Below are 18,167 nucleotides of genomic sequence, written 5' to 3'. Positions count from 1 at the left end.
AGTTGGCAAGAGGAGACGATGTCAGTATTTAATTACCAGCGACTTGTTTTGGGTTAAGTTTGGTAATATGGCCACTTTCAGTTCCTGCTGCTGGGTCGATGACCACATTAATAATGGTCGGTTTGCGCGACTGAATTCCGGTGGTTAAAGCATGACGAAGTTCATCTGTCGTGGTGACGTTATAGCCAACGCCACGAAACGCATCCATTAATTTGTCATACCTTGCATGGTGCAACAGATCCGTTGGCGATGGTGCACCAGCGCCGCTGAGGTCAACACCGTCTCCTCTGTAGATGCCGCCATTATTAAAAATAACGATCGTCACCGGCAGGTTATATCGACAAATCGTTTCAATCTCCATCCCACTGAAACCAAAAGCACTATCACCTTCAATGGCGACAACCGGAGAACCAGAGGTCACGCTAGCACCGATGGCATAGCCCATACCGATGCCCATGACACCCCAGGTGCCACAATCCAGACGACGACGTGGTTTATACATATCAATAATATTTCGTGCATTATCCAGGGTATTTGCCCCTTCATTAACTAAATAAATATCCTGGTTCTCGCGCAAAACATCGCGCACGGCACCCAATGCATTAAAGTAATTTAATGGTTGGGTATCTGTACTTAACTTTTCATGCATTTTTTGTGCATTTTGCTGCTTGTGGATATTTAAAATATCGCGCCACACCAGTGGAGTCGTGAATGTGTTTTGTTTCAATTCTGCCAGCATACCTTGCATACTGGATGCAATATCGCCAACGACTGGCACAGCAATGGGGCGGTTGCTGTCAATTTCCTGCGGTTCAATATCCAGTTGAATAAACTGTGTATCTGCCGCCCATCCTTTTTTACCGTGTGCCAGTAACCAATTCAGTCGTGCACCAACAAGCATGACAACGTCAGCATTTGCCAGGGCAAACGAACGCGCAGCTGCCGCAGAAAGTGGATGCGTATCTTCGAGGATCCCTTTCGCCATAGACATTGGCAGGAATGGAATCTGGGCACTTTCAATAAATTCACGAAGCTGTTCATCAGATTGTGAATACGCCGCGCCTTTGCCAAGAATAATTAATGGTCGTTCAGCTTTTGCTAAAAGCGAAATTGCGCTAGTGACTGACTTCGGGCATGGCAATAATGCTGGCGACGGATTTTCAACTTTAACAATCGTGGTTAACGCTTCGTCTTTTTCCATCGTCGCGGCCAGGACATTTGCTGGCAAATCAAGATAAACACCGCCAGGACGACCCGATACTGAGACCCGGATAGCGCGTGCCAATGCAATGCCAAGATCCTGCGGCTGATTAACGCGAAATGCTGCTTTGGCATACGGTTTTGCCGCATTCATTTGGTCCAGCTCTTCATAATCACCTTGCTGTAGGTCGACGATCGCGCGGTCGCTGGAGCCGCTAATCATGATCATCGGAAAACCATTTACCGTTGCATTGGCCAATGCGGTCAAACCGTTGAGGAATCCTGGCGCAGACACTGTCAGGCAGATCCCTGGTTTTTGGGTAAGAAAACCGCTTGCTGCAGCGGCATAGCCTGCCGACTGCTCATGACGAAAACCAATATAACGAATGCCTTCCGCCTGGGCATGGCGCGCCATATCCGTCACAGGAATACCTACAACACCATAAATAGTGTCAATATTATTCTGTTTTAATGCTTCAACGATGATATGCATACCATCTGTCATTTGAAGTTGATCTGACATGATTAATAACCTCGAAATTTTTATAAATTGGGAGCCAGAAGCCCCCGTTAATATCAGATGGCGTGGTTTTGCTTCATTGCAGCAATTTCATCGTCGCTATAACCCAGCTCCTGCAATACAGCAGCGGTATGTTCACCTAATAGCGGCGCAGCTTTAATATCCGGCGTAAAGGCAGAGAATTTCATTGGACAACCAACTGTCAGATATTTTCCACGCAACGGTTGTTCCACTTCGACAACACTGCCACTTTGGCGCAAAGAGGGATCAAGTGAAATTTCTTTCATACTTAAAACCGGTGCACAAGGAATATCAAACTGAGTCAAATAGGCCACCGCTTCATGTTTATCAATAGTGACAGTGTATTTTTCGATTTCAGCAAAAATATCGAAAATATGTGGCTGTCGGGCATGGGCTGTACTGTATGCCGGATCGGTAATCCATTCTGGTTTGCCGATGGCTTTACAGGTGTTTTCCCAGTTTTGCTCCTGAATAGTGAAATAAATATAGGCGTTAGGATCGGTTTCCCAGCCTTTACATTTCAGGATCCAGCCAGGCTGACCGCCACCACCCGCATTACCACCGCGGGGAACTGCATCACCAAATGTGCCATTCGGATACTGCGGGTATTCTTCCAGATACCCCAACTTATCGAGACGCTGCTGGTCGCGTAATTTCACGCGGCAAAGGTTCAACACGGCATCCTGCATTGACATGGTGACTCGTTGCCCACGCCCCGTTTTTTCGCGATGCAGCAAAGCAGCAAGTAAACCGATCAGCAAATGCATTCCGGTGTTGCTGTCACCCAACGCTGCAGCGCTTACCAGCGGCGGACCGTCCCAAAAACCTGTAGTAGATGCCGCGCCACCCGCTGCCTGAGCAACGTTTTCATAGGCTTTTACATTCACATAAGGCGAACACTCATCAAACCCTTTGATCGAACCAAAAATCAGACGTGGATTGATTTCTTGAATATGCTCCCAGGTGAAGCCCATATGATCAATGGCCCCTGGATGAAAGTTCTCGACTAAGATATCAGCTTCGCGGATCAGCTTTTCCATTACCTCTTTGCCTTCCGCTGTTTTGGTATTTAATTCAATAGAACGTTTGTTACTGTTAAGCATGGTGAAGTAAAGCGCATCGATATCAGGAATATCTCGCAGCTGGTGGCGCGTTACGTCACCAACGCTGGGACGTTCAATTTTAATGACGTCAGCGCCAAACCAGGCCAGCATTTGAGTACAAGATGGGCCAGATTGCACACCGGTGAAATCGAGAACTTTAATTCCTTGAAGTGGAGTTGACATAGCAATACCTATTAGTTAATTAAATATGTGTTAATTTAGCGTTTATTTAAGGCATAACGCCTCTATAAATAATCTGCAAAATATCGTCGTAGCTGCACTCGATATTTTTAAATTCCTGTATCAAGTGCTGAAAATCATTTCATCGCTACTTCCAATTCCTTTCTGCATGGTAAGTAGTGAGGACGAAAAGAAGAATATAATAAATATTGGTTCGCGGTAATCAGAGAGAGCCGCGACATTTGTGATGTTATTCTTACAACTGTAAGAAGTGTCAGTGATTTACAAGTAAGGTTATGATTACACTATTTAAAGCGTACCATAAAATATAACATAATAAATGATTTGTGATAATATGGGATTATTGCGGTTTACTTTGAGGAAGATAAAATGCGAGTTTATAGAACCGCGAGCGCCAAATAATTTTATGACCACAACCTGTCGTATTGTGGTCATAAAAAATTGTCGACTGGAGGGAGTTAAATCCTTTACCTCAATATATTGCCTGTCAGGTTTAGTTCACAAACAGTGCTTCGCTATCAACGATGATTCCATCTTCCGCACCTTTAAGCGCCAGGTTTGCCTCGTAGTATTGCTTTTTATCAAGCAGTTTCTGCGCATCAGCAAGTGCATTACGAGTCTGTTTAAGCGGCATCAAATATTGGTTTTCCATTACACCAACACCGGCCAGGCGAAGCTCTTCCATTGCACCCTTTTTATCCCCTTTCGCCATTTTTTCGTTGGCAATTTTTATCGCGGCTTCTTTTTCGGGTGTCGCTACATAACTTTCAGAAATTCCGACAGATGCATTAATGACAATATATTGGTCATCATTGACGTTGGTCTTTTTACCTGGCTTAGCGAACTTTGCCCATTCGGTACTATCATCTGACAGCAAAGCGGAAGCTTCATTGGTCAGTTCTTTTGCCTTTTCCGGATCGCCATGAAACAGAGCCAGGCGCGCTACCTGCACGTCACGCATCGCATATAAACCTTGTTCAGAGATACGCTCTGCTGCTGCCGTTTTCTGGGTTTGCTTAACTTGCTGAGTTTGCTGTTGTGCCGCTACCGGTGCATTATCAGCAGCCCATACAGTTGAAGATGCCAGAATTGCTGTGACCATCGTAGCCATAATTAAACGTTTCATACTTACCTCATTCTTTAACAGTTTTAGAAAACGCCGCCATCATATTGGGTGAGAATGAAATGAGAAATCAGAGAGCAACGGACATTTTGAAAGGGTTATCTTACAACTGTAGTTATTATCGCAAAGCCGCTTTTAGTCTTACAGTTGTAGGAATCTGCTTCCTGTCGCAGAGAACTATTCTTATATACCACAAAGATATGTCATTTATTATATCGATGTAAATACTGATTAATTAAATATAAATACAGCCATAACATCGTAGGTTTTCAGTGAACCATTTTCAGGATATTTTCTATGAAAGTAAACTTAATGCTTTTTAGCTTATTTTTATTTGTCTCTATTATGGCATGCAATGTTTTTGCATTTTCTATTTCTGGTGGTGGTAGTGAGGCGAGCTATAAAGAGACAGAAAAAACGTCAGTGATGACGACAACGCATTCTACAAAACTTCAGCCATCACAGGCGATTTTGTTTAAGATGAGAGAAGATGCACCACCATTAAACCTCACAGAAGACATCACGCCTACTTATCCGACAAAGGCGAATTATCTCATTCATCCTTTGCGATAGCGTCTGTCACCTGGCAGGTGAACAATCATGTCTGATGCTGATGTGAACACCTGCCCAAATGAGCCATCCTGACCCACTATCGCCTGCCATACCCCACCATAAAGCGAATCATCAAGCCACAAGCCGGGGCAAGAAACATAAATATCCCCGTCACCAGTTCATTACCGCCAGTTAACCACATGGTGAAGTAATAAATGAGTGCAGCGAGGATCACCATGCCGAAGAAAGAAGAGATCGCCGATACCATGTTCAGTACCTGACCGATGTATCCGCTTACGCAGACAATACACAGGGCGAGAAACATCCATAAATAAATCATAGCTCAACCTCCTGCCGCGCTAAAAAACCTGTAACTTCAGTCACTTTAATAGTAAGACAATCCTTAACCTCTGGCAATTTTTGCTAAGCATCAATGAAAACAGCATGTTAAATGCAAGACTGTTGTGTACGGAAAAATATTTACTTTGCACGATTAATAATCAGTAGCTGAAAGCAGTCAGCGAGTGATAAAGTACAGATACCGCATTCATGCTCCTCGTGGTTATGTCCTGACTAGTCTTTACACTCTTTACAGGAACCATTGTCGTACATGATGGCCTAATCAATTGAGTGTACCGCTGTCGACATGGAATCTTCTGCGATACAACAATTCGTATCTACAGAAGGTAACTATGTTTCCAAAATGCAAATTTTCCCGCGAGTTTCTGCATCCTCGCTACTGGCTCACGTGGTTTGGGCTTGGTGTACTCTGGCTTTGGGTACAGCTTCCTTATCCTGTTCTCTGCTTTCTCGGCACGCGTATCGGCACAATGGCGCGACCATTCCTGAAACGTCGTGAATCTATCGCCCGTAAAAACCTGGAACTTTGTTTCCCGCAGCATTCTGCGAAAGAGCGCGAGAAGATGATTGCCGAAAACTTTCGTTCACTCGGCATGGCGCTGGTAGAAACCGGCATGGCGTGGTTCTGGCCCGACAGTCGCGTACGTAAATGGTTTGATGTGGAAGGGCTGGATAACCTTAAACGCGCACAAATGCAAAATCGCGGCGTAATGGTTGTCGGCGTCCATTTTATGTCGCTGGAACTGGGCGGTCGGGTGATGGGACTTTGCCAACCAATGATGGCCACCTATCGCCCGCATAATAATCAGCTGATGGAATGGGTGCAGACCCGTGGTCGCATGCGCTCTAACAAAGCGATGATCGGCAGAAATAATCTGCGCGGCATTGTCAGTGCACTGAAGAAAGGTGAAGCGGTATGGTTTGCTCCCGATCAGGATTATGGTCGTAAAGGCAGCTCCTTCGCGCCGTTCTTTGCGGTGGAAAATGTCGCCACAACCAATGGCACCTATGTCCTCTCTCGTCTCTCTGGCGCAGCCATGTTGACCGTAACGATGGTAAGAAAAGCGGATTACAGCGGATATCGTTTGTACATCACCCCAGAGATGGAAGGCTACCCGACAGATGAAAATCAAGCCGCTGCCTATATGAACAAGATTATCGAGAAAGAGATCATGCGCGCACCGGAGCAGTACCTCTGGATCCACCGTCGCTTTAAAACGCGCCCGGTGGGTGAATCGTCGTTATACATTTAACAAACGGCTCTCACTCTTTCCCTCCTCAAATCAGCCATAATAACCTCATGGTTTTTATGGCTTTTTTCTTAAGGTTTTTTCCTTCGCTGAATATCTAATTATTACCGTCAGAAATTAAACTGTCGCCGATATGAGACACCTGTAAGTTACTAAAAGTAAATAAGAAAATGCCTCTTGTCTCGTTTCAGTTTTAGGCGTACATTAGCGCCGTCTCGAGCAGTTTAGCTCAGAATTCTGGGATGATGCCCACGGTAAAATACAGGACGTTTAAGGTCGTTTTGCCCGGTGTCAACTCACTGTATCAGGTGTAATAAAGTCATTCAGGCGTAACAGTAGTTACGCGGAGAGATGTAAAGTGAAATATTTCTTTATGGGCATTTCTTTTATGGTCATCGTTTGGGCCGGTACTTTTGCCCTGATGATCTAAAAGCAAACTGTGCAATGAAAAACAGGAGCCATCTGGCTCCTGTTTGCATTTCTGACGATGGTGTTTATTCCGCGTTTTCGTGAATATGTTTGCTGCTGGCAGGTAGTAAACCGTCGGCACGGAACATCGCTTTAATCCCACGAATCGCCTGACGAATACGGTCGCGGTTTTCAATCAGTGCAAAGCGCACATGCGTATCGCCGTAGTCGCCAAAGCCAATCCCTGGAGAGACACAGACCTTCGCTTCGTTAAGCAATTTCTTGGCAAATTCCAGCGAGCCCATGGCAGCATACGGTTCCGGGATTTTCGCCCAGACATACATCGAAGCCTTCGGCATTTCGACCATCCAGCCCGCTTCATGCAGCCCTTTCACCAGCACATCACGGCGGCGTTTGTACTGTTCGGCAATATCGCGCACGCACTGTTGATCGCCCTCCAGCGCCGCAATAGCCGCCACCTGCAACGGCGTAAAGGTGCCGTAATCGTGATAGCTTTTAATACGTGCCAACGCGCTGACCAGCGTTTTGTTACCGACCATAAAGCCGATACGCCAGCCCGCCATGTTGTAGCTTTTCGACAGCGTAAAGAACTCGACCGCCATGTCGCGTGCACCTGGCACCTGCATGATTGACGGCGCTTTCCAGCCATCGTAGACGATATCGGCATAGGCCAGGTCGTGGACCACCAGCACATCGTAGCGTTTCGCCAGCGCCACAACCTTCTCAAAGAATTCCAGTTCCACGCATTGCGCGGTTGGGTTTGACGGGAAGCCGAGGATCATCATCTTCGGTTTCGGATAACTTTCACGAATGGCGCGCTCCAGTTCGTTGAAGAAATCGACACCTTCCACCAGCGGCACTGAGCGTACCTGCGCCCCGGCAATCACCGCGCCGTAAATATGAATGGGGTAGCTTGGATTCGGCACCAGCACTGTGTCACCATGATCCAGCGTCGCCAGCATCAGATGCGCCAGGCCCTCTTTCGAACCAATAGTGACGATGGCTTCTGATTCCGGGTCGATTTCAACGTCGTAGCGATCCTGATACCAGCGGGAAATGGCGCGACGTAACCGCGGAATGCCGCGTGAAGTGGAGTAACCATGCGTGTCCGGGCGCTGGGCCACCGTACATAATTTTTCGACGATATGCGGCGGAGTCGCACCGTCCGGGTTACCCATACTGAAATCGATAATATCTTCGCCGCGCCGACGCGCAGCCATTTTCAGTTCAGCGGTAATGTTAAAAACGTAGGGCGGGAGACGATCAATGCGCGTAAAGCGACGTTCAGGGCGAGTGTCAGCCATAATTTCCTCAGATTAACGTTAGCGCCCGGACCGTCCGAGCGACGCTGCCACGATGGTGGCTGTTTTGAAAATAGCCTGATTAATTTCTGTCTGTCCAGCGTTTTAGAACATTTTTATCAATGGCTTTAAATGAGGAACTCCACTTCAAAAACAGGAAATTTATCTACGCTAACAAGAAAATTACCATTCATTTTATTAACATTATAATTTCAATAAATTTACCAACCAGATGTGCATTATCAAGAGATGCATTGCTAATACACCATTTATCTTTCAATCCCCTTTTAAAATTGTGGTTTTTCCTCAAAAACGGCCTGCTGGTCATCAGCCTTCAGGTTACCTATCATAGAGGTTTAATCCTTATTCAGAGTCACCCGTGCACGAAATATTCAACATGCTGCTGGCGGTCTTCGATCGGGCAGCGTTAATGCTTATCTGCCTGTTTTTTCTCATCCGTATCCGCCTGTTTCGCGAACTGTTGCACAAGTCGGCACACTCACCGAAAGAGCTGCTCGCCGTTACCGCCATTTTCTCGCTGTTCGCCCTGTTCAGCACCTGGTCCGGCGTTCCCGTAGAAGGCTCGCTGGTGAACGTACGTATTATCGCGGTGATGTCAGGCGGAATTCTGTTTGGCCCGTGGGTGGGCATCATTACCGGCGTGATTGCGGGTATTCACCGTTATTTAATTGACATCGGCGGCGTGACGGCGATCCCCTGCTTTATCACCAGCATTCTGGCGGGTTGTATATCGGGCTGGATCAACCTGAAAATCCCCAAAGCACAGCGCTGGCGCGTCGGTATTCTCGGCGGCATGTTGTGTGAAACGTTGACCATGATTCTGGTGATTGTCTGGGCACCAACTACCGCATTGGGGATCGATATCGTCTCTAAAATCGGGATTCCAATGATCCTCGGTAGCGTCTGTATCGGCTTTATTGTGCTGCTGGTGCAAAGCGTTGAGGGCGAAAAAGAGGCCAGCGCCGCGCGGCAGGCCAAGCTGGCGCTGGATATCGCCAACAAAACGCTACCGCTGTTTCGCCATGTCAATAGCGAGTCATTACGCAAAGTTTGTGAAATTATTCGCGATGATATTCACGCCGATGCGGTGGCGATGACTAATACTGATCATGTGCTGGCCTATGTCGGCGTGGGTGAACACAACTATCAGAATGGCGATGACTTCATTAGCCCGACTACCCGACAGGCGATGAATTACGGAAAAATCATCATTAAAAACAATGATGAAGCCCACCGCACACCAGAGATTCATTCCATGCTGGTGATCCCATTGTGGGAGAAAGGCGTTGTGACCGGAACGCTGAAAATTTACTACTGCCACGCGCATCAGATAACCTCGTCATTACAGGAAATGGCGGTCGGTCTGTCACAAATCATCTCCACGCAACTGGAGGTGTCACGCGCCGAGCAGCTGCGTGAAATGGCAAATAAGGCAGAGCTTCGCGCCCTGCAAAGCAAAATTAATCCCCATTTCCTGTTTAACGCTTTGAACGCTATTTCATCGTCAATCCGCCTGAATCCGGATACTGCTCGCCAGCTGATCTTTAATCTGTCGCGTTATCTGCGCTATAACATTGAATTAAAAGATGATGAGCAAATCGATATCAAAAAAGAGCTGTATCAAATTAAAGACTATATTGCCATTGAGCAGGCCCGCTTTGGCGACAAGCTGACGGTTATCTATGATATTGATGAAGAGGTGAATTGCTGCATTCCCAGCCTGCTGATCCAGCCGTTGGTGGAAAACGCCATTGTCCACGGTATCCAGCCTTGCAAAGGTAAAGGCGTTGTCACCATCAGCGTTGCAGAGTGCGGTAATCGGGTACGTATTGCGGTGCGAGATACCGGGCACGGCATCGATCCAAAGGTGATTGAGCGGGTCGAAGCGAACGAAATGCCGGGCAATAAAATTGGCCTGCTGAATGTCCATCATCGCGTGAAGTTATTGTATGGCGAGGGGCTGCATATCCGCCGCCTGGAACCAGGAACGGAAATTGCGTTTTACATTCCTAACCAACGCACCCCAGTCGCCTCACAGGCTACCTTATTGCTTTGAGCCGGAGTGATATTGTGAAAGTCATCATTGTTGAAGACGAATTCCTGGCACAACAGGAACTGAGCTGGTTAATTAAAGAGCACAGCCAGATGGAGATTGTCGGCACCTTTGACGACGGTCTGGACGTGTTGAAGTTTTTGCAGCATAACCGCGTCGACGCCATTTTTCTGGATATCAATATTCCGTCGCTGGACGGTGTGTTGCTGGCGCAAAACATCAGCCAGTTCGCCCATAAACCGTTTATTGTATTCATCACCGCGTGGAAAGAACATGCGGTGGAAGCATTTGAACTGGAAGCGTTTGACTACATTCTCAAACCGTATCAGGAGTCACGCATTACCGGGATGCTGCAAAAACTGGAAGCAGCCTGGCAACAACAGCAGACCAGCAGTACGACACCTGCCGCGACGGTAACGCGTGAGAATGACACCATTAATCTGGTGAAAGATGAGCGAATCATCGTCACGCCAATTAACGATATCTATTACGCCGAAGCGCACGAGAAAATGACCTTTGTCTATACGCGGCGTGAATCCTACGTAATGCCGATGAACATTACCGAGTTTTTCAGCAAGCTGCCGCCGTCGCATTTTTTCCGCTGCCATCGCTCATTTTGTGTCAATCTGAACAAAATACGCGAAATCGAACCGTGGTTTAATAACACCTACATTCTGCGGCTGAAAGATCTGGATTTTGAAGTGCCGGTCAGCCGCAGCAAAGTTAAAGAATTCCGCCAGTTAATGCATCTGTAATCGGGAACTTTCATGAAAGCACCAGGCTTGCCCGCCGATCAACAATTTTTCGCCGATCTGTTCAGCGGCCTGGTGCTTAACCCGCAACTCCTTGGGCGCGTCTGGTTTGCCAGCCAGCCCGCCTCATTGCCAGTGGGCAGTTTATGTATTGATTTTCCCCGTCTGGATATCGTGCTACGCGGCGAATACGGCAATCTGCTGGAAGCAAAGCAGCAACGTATGGTGGAAGGAGAAATGCTGTTTATTCCAGCACGCGCGGCTAATTTACCGGTCAACAACAAACCGGTGATGCTGTTAAGCCTGGTGTTCGCACCGACCTGGCTTGGGTTATCGTTTTACGATAGCCGCACCACGTCGTTGTTACATCCTGCTCGCCAGATCCAGCTTCCCAGCCTGCAACGCGGTGAAGGTGAAGCGATGCTTACCGCCCTCACCCATCTTAGCCGTTCGCCACTGGAGCAGAATATCATTCAGCCGCTGGTGTTAAGTTTGCTGCATCTTTGCCGTAACGTGGTGAATATGCCGCCGGGCAATTCGCAACCGCGCGGCGATTTTCTCTATCACAGCATTTGTAACTGGATTCAGGATAATTATGCCCAGCCGCTCACCCGCGAGAGCGTGGCGCAGTTTTTTAATATCACGCCAAATCATCTGTCAAAACTGTTTGCTCAGCATGGAACAATGCGTTTTATCGAATATGTGCGTTGGGTACGAATGGCAAAAGCGAGGATGATTTTGCAAAAATATCATCTGTCGATTCATGAAGTGGCGCAGCGTTGCGGGTTTCCGGATAGCGACTATTTTTGTCGCGTTTTCCGGCGTCAGTTTGGTCTGACGCCGGGAGAGTATAGCGCACGTTTTCAGGGCTAACTTCAGAAGGTTAATTCCGTTTCCAGCAGCGTCAGAATACTTTGTGCATCTTGCGCGGCAAACAGCGACTGGCGGAAGTTTTTATTCACCAGTTTACGCGCCAGCTGCGAGAAGACTTTCACATGATTCATCCCTTCGTTAGCGCCCAGCGTCAGCATGATCACCAGTTCGACTTCGCCCATTTCTGACTGCCAGTCAACCGGTTTCACCAACCGGGCAATGCTGATACTGGAATGACGGATCCACTGTGATTTGGTGTGCGGGATCGCCACGCCAAAACCAACGCCAGTAGTAACAATCTCTTCCCGCTGCCAGACATCTTCTTCCAGCTCGAACGGATGTTCAGTACGCCCGTTAACACCGAGGTTACCGCACAGGAACTGGATCGCCTGCTCTTTATTACTAAAGGACTGATCAACAAAGATATTCTCTAGTGCCAGCAGTGGGCGAACGTCTTCTTCCGGCGTAAACGCGGTAAGTAACGCTTCAATTTCCTGCGCGCTGCGGCACTCGCACGCCTGACGCGCCAGTTCCCGACACGCCTCGCTATCCAGTTGACGAAGCTGGCTTTTCACTGCCGGAATACGCGGGCTACTCATGCTTAGCTCATCCAGGCCCAGCCCTAGCAGTAGCGGCAGATAACGACTTTCACCGCCCAGTTCACCGCAAATACCTACCCATTTGCCGCGCTGATGCGCAGCGGTAACAATCTGCTGCAACATGCGCAGGAACGATGGCGTAATCGGGTTATACAGCGGCGATACGCGCGGGTTATTACGATCGACTGCATACAGATACTGGGTCATATCGTTAGAACCGATACTGAAGAAATCGACCTCATCGCAGAAGTGGTCGATGATGTAGCACACCGACGGCACTTCCACCATGATACCCAGCGTAATCGTCTCTGCATGACGCAGGCCATCGCGCTTAAGCTCAACGATCGCTTTTTGGAGCTCACCCTTCACCCATAAGATCTGATCGAGACTGTGGACCATTGGGATCATCAACTGGGCGTTGCCGAAACTGGCAGCGCGCAAAATCGCCCGCAATTGAGTGCGGAACAGGCCAGCAAATTCCGGGTAAATACGTACCGCGCGATAGCCGAGGAACGGGTTCTCTTCCTGGGGAATGTTGAGGTAAGGAATGCTTTTATCGCCACCGATGTCCATCGTGCGGAAGATAATCGGCTTGTCGCCCGCCGCCAGTAGCACCTGCTGGTACGCTTCAAACTGTTCCTGCTCGTCCGGCGCGCTGTCGCGATCCATATAGAGCATTTCGGTACGAAACAGCCCAACGCCTTCCGCGCCGTTGGCAAACGCGCCTGGGGCTTCCAGAGCTGTGCCAATATTCGCCGCAATATCAATACGCTTTTTATCACGGGAATAGGCCAGCTGCGCGGCAGCTTGCGCCTGTTGTTTTTGGCGTTTATCCGCCAGCGTCTGCGCCACCTGGTAATAACCGCTCACCGCATCGTTGGGATTAATTGCCAGTACGCCGCACTGGGCATCAAGCACTGCAGGTTGCCCGGCATAACGGGCAATCGCATCCAGCGGCAGGCCGCTCAGTACCGGGATCGCCGAAGCGCGGGCCAGAATCAGGGTATGCGAGGTGCGCCCGGTTTTCTCCAGAATCATGCCCGCAAGATTTTTTAAATCGAGGCTCAAAAACTGGCTTGGGGTTAAATCTTCAGCCACCAGAATGGTCGGTTTTTCAAGCACCAGATTATTGCGCGGTTTTAGTTCCGGCCAGGTGATATGCAGCAACTGTTCGCTGATATCGCGAATGTCGCTGACCCGCTCGCGCAGATAATCGCTGGCAGAAGCAGAAAGTTTGGCACAAATCTGCTCCATATTGCTGATGATCGCCGCCCCCAGCCCCTGATGCTGTTCTGCCATCAGGTGACGGATATTGCCTGCAAATTCATCATCCTGAATCAGCGACAAATGGGCGCTGAGGATAGTTTTGCTTTCGCCGTCACGCTCACGCAATTGCTGGTTCAGTTGCTCGGCAAGCGTTGCCAGACTGTGCTCCAGTAGGGTGGAATCTTGCGCACTCGCAGGGATCACCCGATAACTGTCGAGGCTGTCGCTCTGTAACAGGGTCAGTGTACCCACGCCAACGCCGCTTGCCAGCACGTTGCCGTACAGTAAATCCGGGTTCAGGCGGCTTAATGAACGCGGCAGCGGATGCGCCGTCAGTTCTGCCAGCGTCGGCTGGACGCTATCGCTGTCGATAAAGCGCACCTGGATATACTCTTCCAGCACTCGCCGCGCCTGCTCTTCATCGCTACCGCTAATGTTCAGGCTGCAACTGTCATTAAATAAAGTGCCAGTGCCAATCAGCGCCAGCGAGCTTTTCGCATCGGCCTTTGCGTTCTGGCGATGGTTAATAAAAGTGATTTCGCTTTGCCACTGGCTGCACTGCTCTTTAAGTTCCCACGCCGGACGAGCATGTAGACCGTTAGGCAAAGGACAGAGAAATTGAATCGTTAACATAACCGCTCCGGGTTAATCAGGAGATCATCTGAAATCCGTCAGTTGAACAACCGTCTCACGCGTAAGACGTTGAATAAGGGCAGATAAAAGTTGCTCCATCTGCAAAATGTCACGGCAGTCGGCAATCGATGCGGCGCAATGTCCGTGGCGGGTTGCAGGCCCCATCACCACTGTGGGTACGCCAGTGCCGGTTAAATGCACCGCCCCGCCGTCCGTTCCGCCGTTGCTGAACATATCTGACTGCAACGGTACGCCAATTTCTGCCGCCACGGTTTCGATCCACGCGGTAAGTTTTGGCGGCGCAATCAGTGACTTGTCGCTTAACACCAGCATCGGCCCGTTACCAATCTGGCGATGGTTAGCTGCGCCATAATCAAAGTTTTTCGCCCAGCAGGCAGTATCAAGCACAATGGCGACATCCGGCGACACCGCGCGGGTGGCAGTTTGCCCGCCGCGTAATCCCACCTCTTCGCTGGAACTTGCCACCAGCCACACTTCCGCAGGCAGTTCGGCGTCGTGCAGCTCACGCAGTAACGTCACCAGCAGATAGCAACCGAGGCGGTCATCAAAGGCTTTCCCCATCACTCGCTGGTGAGGGAGAACCTGAAAAGTGGTATCGAAGGTGACGCGATCGCCTGGACGAATTCCCGCCTGCATCACTTCGTCACAGGAGCGCGCGCCAATGTCCACGCGCATGGCGCTGACGTCATTCCCCTGCCGGTCGCCGTCAAGCAGGCCTGGAATTTTGCACTCTTCACGGGTAGTGATACGCACCGACTGAAGCTGGCGGGCAGCCATGCGTACATTGCCAACCGGCAACACATCGATCGCCCCTTCGCGGGAGATGCTGCGCACCATAAATCCCACTTCGTCCATATGCGCACAGATCATCACCTTCGGACCTGTCGACTCATTGAGTCGGATCAGCACCGATCCCAGGCCGTCAAAACGGACCTCTTTTTGCTGGCGATCCGCTTCATCCAGCAGGATCTGCCGTACTTCCTGTTCCGAGGAGGCGATCGCATCTGCCTCGCTCAACGCTTTTAAGAGCGATAAATCCATTATGCCTCTCCCGTGAGCAACACTGTTTTCGGCATGGCGTAGAGCACTTCTGCGCCTTGCGGGGTGACCAGCACGACATCTTCAATGCGCACGCCCCCTTGCCCTGGAAAATAAATCCCTGGCTCCACGGTCAGTAACATACCTGGCTGTAGCGTCGTGGTGTCCCGCGGTGAAAAACGCGGTTCTTCATGGACTTCAATACCGATAGCATGACCGGTGTTATGGCCGAAAAACTTGCCATAACCGGCCTCGGTAATCACGCGGCGCGCGGCATCGTCAACCTGCTGGCAGCGCACGCCGGGGCGAATTACAGAGATTGCCGCGAGCTGTGCCTGCAGGACAATCTGATAGACGTTAAACAGCGGGTGAGATTCGGCGCTCACCCCTTCGCCATTCACCAGCAAGGTGCGCGTCATATCAGAGCAGTAGCCCTGATAGAGCGCACCGAAATCGAGAGTGACAAACTCGCCCGCTGCAACAATCTTGTCGCTGGCTTTACCGTGCGGCAGCGCCCCACGCCAGCCACTGGCGACAATGGTATCGAAAGAGGCTTTTTCTGCGCCCTGCCGGCGCATAAACCACTCCAGTTCAGCGGCTATCTCGCATTCGCTCATCCCCGCCTGAATAAAGCGGCGAATATGCTCTGCGCCACGATCGGCAATCCCGCAGGCAAGGCGGATTTTCTCCACCTCTTCTGGCGTTTTGATTTGCCGCAGCACATCCGGCGTGGCGCTAACCAGTTTCGCATTGAGTTCGGACTGCCAGCGGTGCGCGGTTTCCCAACTCACCTGCTGGCCTTCAAAACCGAGCGTTTGCAACTGCTCATCGGCAATGATTTGTCTGACGATGGTGGCAAGCGTGTGCATCGCGTCGAGCAAATGCAGCTGGTAACCTTGCGTGCGGGCTTCAACATCCGCGTAATAGCGCGAATCCACCAGAATGTGCGCACTTTCACGGCTAATCACCACATAGCCTGATCCGGTGGAGATCCCCAGATGCGGCTGTTTGTTCTGCCGTGAGGAGAGAAGCACCGCATCCAGTTGTTGTGCCTTAAGCCAGTCGCGCAGCGAAGCGAGTAATGTCATCTGGATTTTTCCTTCTTACAGGCTCTCGATTAACAATTTACCTTTGCGGAACATCATCAGACGCAAGAACACCACCATCAGCGCAGTAATGATTGCTCCCAGCGCGATCCCCGCCATATAGACACCCAGATTAGTGACCAGCGGCCACGCCCAGATAGCGGACTCCGGGAACCATTGCACTGCGCCCAGCCAGACAGCGGCGGTTGAGCCGACAATCGCGCCGACCATATACGACGGAATGGCGGTGATAGGGCTTTCCAGTGCAAACGGAATCGCACCCTCACTGATCCCCATAAACGCCAGGAACATCGCGGTTTTACCCTGCGGATAAAGCTGGGCGTTGAACAAGCGTTTGCCAGTTAAGCGACGATCGATAATGGTCGCCAGACCCAGACCAATCGGCGGAATAACGATAGCGATAGAACGTGCAGTGACCGGTAATACGTGGTCAGTGGTAAAGCTGAAGGCAACGAAACCTGCCGCTTTGTTGATCGGGCCACCAAGGTCGATTGCTGTCGCCGCGGCGATCCCCATTGCGTACATCAGCGCGCCCTTCTCACCTGCAGCGGTCAGCACGGTACGGATACCGCCGTTGATCCAGCCACCAAAGGGGGTGATGACGTAGTACATCGCCAGCATGACAAAAATGGCGGAAAGAATCGGTAGCAAAAATGTGGTTTTGAACGCTAACAGGAAATCCGGTAACTGGATTTTCTGGTTCATCCATTTCACAAGGTAACCGGCAACGATAGAAATAATCAGCGCACCAATGAAGGTGGACGGCACCGGCGAAGAGGTCGCCCATTGCATCGTGCTGGGATCGAAGTTCAGCAGTTGCGTCGGCTGGGTAGACATCAAGCCGCCGATAAAACCAGCCGGGAACGCCAGTTTGCCACCGATAGAGTTCGCCACAAAAGCAGCAAACATCGGAATGGCAAAACCAAACAACACGCCGCCGAAGGACTGCGACAGCCAGGCAAATTTAAGTAAGGAGAGGTCGAAACCGGAGAATTTCCCGCTATTAAGAGCATCCATGATGCCGATATCAGCAGGAATTTTAAGCCAGCTATAAGCAATCAGCTGACTGAAAGCGAGGATCACACCGCCCATAATTAAGGTCGGCACCATGCGTGAAATCCCTGACATCACATGCTGCGGGAGTTCACCCCAGAAGCTGGATTTAGAGGCCTGCGGATTCTTAACTGCCGCTGCCGCACCGGATGCGCCATGCACAACGGTTGCACTGCGTTTTTTAATGGCCATAACAATTATCCCTGTCGAATATTACTGTTGTTCAGAGGCAATCATCTCTTCGATTTCTTTGATGATTCCCGCAGCGTTTTTAATTGCGTCCTGCAAAGTGATTTCATAAACGTCGCGTGATTCGAAACGTTCGTTATCTTCCGGGGTAACTGCCACGGAGTGGATGATGATGGTCGCTTCGGCGATATCCTGCGCCGTCAGGCGATTCTGGATACCGTCCGCGCCCTGGGTTTCAATTTTCACTTCATAACCGGCTTCTACCGCCGCTTCTTCCAGCGCCTGAGCGGCCATAAAAGTGTGAGCCAGGCCCATTGGGCAGGCACATAAGGCAATCAGTTTCTTACTCATCGTTAATTCCTCGTTCAGTGATAGTTGACGAGTGAAATTATGAACGTGCAAAACAAATCGCCGTTACCAGACAAATAATGCATTTACTGGAGAATTAATCCCGCTGTACGGAAGTGTGACGCAGGTCGGCCTTGTGAGGGGGACACAAAGAA

The 18,167-nt window shown here is 49.9% G+C and carries 16 protein-coding genes; 6 read left to right on the top strand and 10 right to left on the bottom strand.

Features of this window, described 5'->3' with window-relative positions; genetic code table 11:
* Positions 1-28 precede the first annotated feature (28 nt).
* From oxc to HBM92_RS07210, 3 genes are all read right to left on the bottom strand, one after another.
* Positions 29-1,723, bottom strand: coding sequence for an oxalyl-CoA decarboxylase (gene oxc / locus HBM92_RS07220; RefSeq protein WP_001283506.1), 1,695 nt, complete (start codon positions 1,721-1,723; stop codon positions 29-31).
* Between the two features lie 53 nt (positions 1,724-1,776).
* Entirely contained in the window at positions 1,777-3,027 is a 1,251-nt protein-coding gene (frc, locus tag HBM92_RS07215; RefSeq protein WP_000106774.1) for a formyl-CoA transferase, read from the bottom strand.
* A 511-nt stretch (positions 3,028-3,538) separates the two neighbouring features.
* Positions 3,539-4,171: a YfdX family protein gene (locus tag HBM92_RS07210; RefSeq protein ID WP_000825598.1), complete on the bottom strand. Its 633-nt coding sequence runs from the start codon at positions 4,169-4,171 to the stop codon at positions 3,539-3,541.
* A 294-nt stretch (positions 4,172-4,465) separates the two neighbouring features.
* Between HBM92_RS07210 and ypdI the strand changes: the two genes are divergently transcribed.
* Entirely contained in the window at positions 4,466-4,741 is a 276-nt protein-coding gene (gene ypdI / locus HBM92_RS07205; protein WP_000867654.1) for a colanic acid biosynthesis lipoprotein YpdI, read from the top strand.
* Between the two features lie 76 nt (positions 4,742-4,817).
* On the opposite strand, the gene HBM92_RS07200 is transcribed toward ypdI, so the two are convergent.
* Positions 4,818-5,060, bottom strand: a complete 243-nt coding sequence (locus HBM92_RS07200; RefSeq protein WP_000639875.1) for a YfdY family protein — start codon at positions 5,058-5,060, stop codon at positions 4,818-4,820.
* Positions 5,061-5,412: 352 nt separating this feature from the next.
* Here HBM92_RS07200 and lpxP point away from each other — a divergent pair, with 352 nt between their 5' ends.
* Both lpxP and ypdK read left to right on the top strand, forming a co-directional pair.
* Positions 5,413-6,333, top strand: coding sequence for a kdo(2)-lipid IV(A) palmitoleoyltransferase (lpxP, locus tag HBM92_RS07195; RefSeq protein WP_000484022.1), 921 nt, complete (start codon positions 5,413-5,415; stop codon positions 6,331-6,333).
* A gap of 355 nt (positions 6,334-6,688) precedes the next feature.
* Positions 6,689-6,760 (top strand): membrane protein YpdK, encoded by a 72-nt coding sequence (ypdK, locus tag HBM92_RS07190; RefSeq protein ID WP_010723117.1) that lies wholly within the window; start codon positions 6,689-6,691, stop codon positions 6,758-6,760.
* Between the two features lie 64 nt (positions 6,761-6,824).
* Here the strand turns inward: ypdK and alaC are convergent, their stop codons facing one another.
* Positions 6,825-8,063, bottom strand: a complete 1,239-nt coding sequence (gene alaC, locus HBM92_RS07185) for an alanine transaminase (RefSeq protein WP_000785920.1) — start codon at positions 8,061-8,063, stop codon at positions 6,825-6,827.
* 376 nt (positions 8,064-8,439) lie between these two features.
* Here alaC and ypdA point away from each other — a divergent pair, with 376 nt between their 5' ends.
* From ypdA to HBM92_RS07170, 3 genes are read left to right on the top strand one after another with little or no spacing between them, the layout of a single operon-like run.
* Complete coding sequence (gene ypdA / locus HBM92_RS07180; protein ID WP_000544377.1) at positions 8,440-10,137, top strand: two-component system sensor histidine kinase YpdA; 1,698 nt, start codon at positions 8,440-8,442, stop codon at positions 10,135-10,137.
* Positions 10,138-10,151: 14 nt separating this feature from the next.
* The gene (gene ypdB / locus HBM92_RS07175; protein WP_001350316.1) at positions 10,152-10,889 is read left to right on the top strand and encodes a two-component system response regulator YpdB; all 738 of its coding nucleotides are present in this window, start codon (positions 10,152-10,154) and stop codon (positions 10,887-10,889) included.
* A 12-nt stretch (positions 10,890-10,901) separates the two neighbouring features.
* Positions 10,902-11,759 (top strand): AraC family transcriptional regulator, encoded by an 858-nt coding sequence (locus HBM92_RS07170; RefSeq protein ID WP_000646857.1) that lies wholly within the window; start codon positions 10,902-10,904, stop codon positions 11,757-11,759.
* 2 nt (positions 11,760-11,761) lie between these two features.
* Here the strand turns inward: HBM92_RS07170 and ptsP are convergent, their stop codons facing one another.
* From ptsP to HBM92_RS07145, 5 genes are read right to left on the bottom strand one after another with little or no spacing between them, the layout of a single operon-like run.
* Positions 11,762-14,257, bottom strand: a complete 2,496-nt coding sequence (ptsP, locus tag HBM92_RS07165) for a phosphoenolpyruvate--protein phosphotransferase (RefSeq protein WP_000955876.1) — start codon at positions 14,255-14,257, stop codon at positions 11,762-11,764.
* Positions 14,258-14,281: 24 nt separating this feature from the next.
* The gene (ypdE, locus tag HBM92_RS07160) at positions 14,282-15,319 is read right to left on the bottom strand and encodes an aminopeptidase (RefSeq protein ID WP_000366000.1); all 1,038 of its coding nucleotides are present in this window, start codon (positions 15,317-15,319) and stop codon (positions 14,282-14,284) included.
* Positions 15,319-16,404, bottom strand: a complete 1,086-nt coding sequence (gene ypdF, locus HBM92_RS07155) for an aminopeptidase (protein WP_000173256.1) — start codon at positions 16,402-16,404, stop codon at positions 15,319-15,321. The genes ypdE and ypdF overlap by 1 nt, the downstream gene beginning before the upstream one ends.
* A gap of 15 nt (positions 16,405-16,419) precedes the next feature.
* Complete coding sequence (locus tag HBM92_RS07150) at positions 16,420-17,667, bottom strand: PTS fructose transporter subunit IIC (RefSeq protein WP_000985305.1); 1,248 nt, start codon at positions 17,665-17,667, stop codon at positions 16,420-16,422.
* Positions 17,668-17,688: 21 nt separating this feature from the next.
* On the bottom strand, positions 17,689-18,015 hold the full coding sequence (locus HBM92_RS07145; RefSeq protein ID WP_000038456.1) for a PTS fructose transporter subunit IIB: 327 nt from the start codon (positions 18,013-18,015) through the stop codon (positions 17,689-17,691).
* Between the last annotated feature and the right edge of the window lie 152 nt (positions 18,016-18,167).

The sequence above is a fragment of the Escherichia sp. E.sYA108 genome, assembly GCF_011754335.1.
Taxonomy (GTDB): Bacteria; Pseudomonadota; Gammaproteobacteria; order Enterobacterales; family Enterobacteriaceae; genus Escherichia; species Escherichia coli.
This window is presented reverse-complemented; position numbering and strand designations above follow the sequence as displayed.

What these genes read in the sequence shown, in the direction of transcription:
- HBM92_RS07210 (WP_000825598.1), bottom strand. Translation starts at nt 4,171, where the DNA reads ATGAAACGTTTAATTATGGCTACGATGGTCACAGCAATTCTGGCATCT.
- ypdF (WP_000173256.1), bottom strand. Translation starts at nt 16,404, where the DNA reads ATGACATTACTCGCTTCGCTGCGCGACTGGCTTAAGGCACAACAACTG.
- HBM92_RS07200 (WP_000639875.1), bottom strand. Translation starts at nt 5,060, where the DNA reads ATGATTTATTTATGGATGTTTCTCGCCCTGTGTATTGTCTGCGTAAGC.
- oxc (WP_001283506.1), bottom strand. Translation starts at nt 1,723, where the DNA reads ATGTCAGATCAACTTCAAATGACAGATGGTATGCATATCATCGTTGAA.
- ypdE (WP_000366000.1), bottom strand. Translation starts at nt 15,319, where the DNA reads ATGGATTTATCGCTCTTAAAAGCGTTGAGCGAGGCAGATGCGATCGCC.
- HBM92_RS07170 (WP_000646857.1), top strand. Translation starts at nt 10,902, where the DNA reads ATGAAAGCACCAGGCTTGCCCGCCGATCAACAATTTTTCGCCGATCTG.
- HBM92_RS07150 (WP_000985305.1), bottom strand. Translation starts at nt 17,667, where the DNA reads ATGGCCATTAAAAAACGCAGTGCAACCGTTGTGCATGGCGCATCCGGT.
- alaC (WP_000785920.1), bottom strand. Translation starts at nt 8,063, where the DNA reads ATGGCTGACACTCGCCCTGAACGTCGCTTTACGCGCATTGATCGTCTC.
- ypdI (WP_000867654.1), top strand. Translation starts at nt 4,466, where the DNA reads ATGAAAGTAAACTTAATGCTTTTTAGCTTATTTTTATTTGTCTCTATT.
- frc (WP_000106774.1), bottom strand. Translation starts at nt 3,027, where the DNA reads ATGTCAACTCCACTTCAAGGAATTAAAGTTCTCGATTTCACCGGTGTG.
- ptsP (WP_000955876.1), bottom strand. Translation starts at nt 14,257, where the DNA reads ATGTTAACGATTCAATTTCTCTGTCCTTTGCCTAACGGTCTACATGCT.
- HBM92_RS07145 (WP_000038456.1), bottom strand. Translation starts at nt 18,015, where the DNA reads ATGAGTAAGAAACTGATTGCCTTATGTGCCTGCCCAATGGGCCTGGCT.
- lpxP (WP_000484022.1), top strand. Translation starts at nt 5,413, where the DNA reads ATGTTTCCAAAATGCAAATTTTCCCGCGAGTTTCTGCATCCTCGCTAC.